This is a genomic window from Streptomyces alkaliphilus, assembly GCF_014141535.1.
GTDB classification, from domain to species: domain Bacteria; phylum Actinomycetota; class Actinomycetes; order Streptomycetales; family Streptomycetaceae; genus Streptomyces; species Streptomyces alkaliphilus.
Genome location: NZ_VKHT01001433.1, coordinates 1 through 949 on the forward strand (window position 1 = coordinate 1; position 949 = coordinate 949).

Annotated in this window: 1 pseudogene; it reads right to left on the bottom strand. The window is 73.0% G+C overall.

The window, feature by feature from the left end:
* Nucleotides 1–769, bottom strand: a pseudogene (locus FNQ90_RS24920) (hypothetical protein); the annotation flags it as partial.
* Nucleotides 770–949: the final 180 nt, after the last annotated feature.

The window sequence follows — 949 nt, forward strand, 5'->3', positions numbered from 1 at the left end:
CCGGTACCCGTGCCGTTTCCCGTGCCCCGGCCCCGCCCGCCGACGGGTCGGGGGCCGGCGGGCGGGGCCGGGGCACGGGAAACGGCACGGGTACCGGCGGCGCGGGGGCGGCCCCGGGTGCCACCGGCACGGGAGGCGATCCGGACCGGGTGGTGAACCCGGGGACCGACGCGGCGGGCGACCGCCCCGGGAACGGCCCGGACGGAGTGGTCGGAGACGGCGCGGGCCGTTCCGGCCCGGCGGGTGACAGCTGTGGTTCCGCGTACGACGAACCGGCGAAGGGATCGGCCGCGAGGGAGACGGCGGCCGGCGGGCGGGACCGACGAGGCGGGGAGAGCGGGTGCTCGCCGGTGCCCGGCAGGGCGGCTCGCTCGGCCGCCACGGCGGCCTTGGACGGGCGGGCGGCGTCGGCCGCCGCCCCGCCGGCGGCCGGACCGCCCCGCTTCCTCGGCACGTCGTGCAGGACGACGCGGGTGCGAACGGTGCCGTCGGGAGCGCGCTCGGGACGGCGCTCGATCCAGCCGTCCCGCTCCAACTCGGCGAGCCCTCGGCGAATCCGGGTGCGCCCCTCGTCGAAGTGTTCGCACAACCGATCAATACTGATCAGCGTGCCGTCCTTCAACGAAAACAAATAGGAAGCGATCCCACCGGCAGTGGCGCTTCCGCGTCGCTGGGCGAGCGAATTCGGCAGAATCGTGAAGTTCTTGGTCTGCTTGGTGCGGATGTGCAGCAACCCGCAGCGGGGCGCGCTAACCTGGGCAACAGCCATTGGGAAGGGGTCTACTTCCTGATCGGTCAGGCCCTCGGCGGGATGCCAGTCCCGTACGGGGGCCGAAGCTTTGTGCGGTTGTTTTCCGGGGTGGATATCCCCCGTTCGCCGCGACCATATCCCCGCCGGAACCGGTTTCCAATTCAGCTCACCCGAACGGGTGAAAGCCGTGGTGGTGGG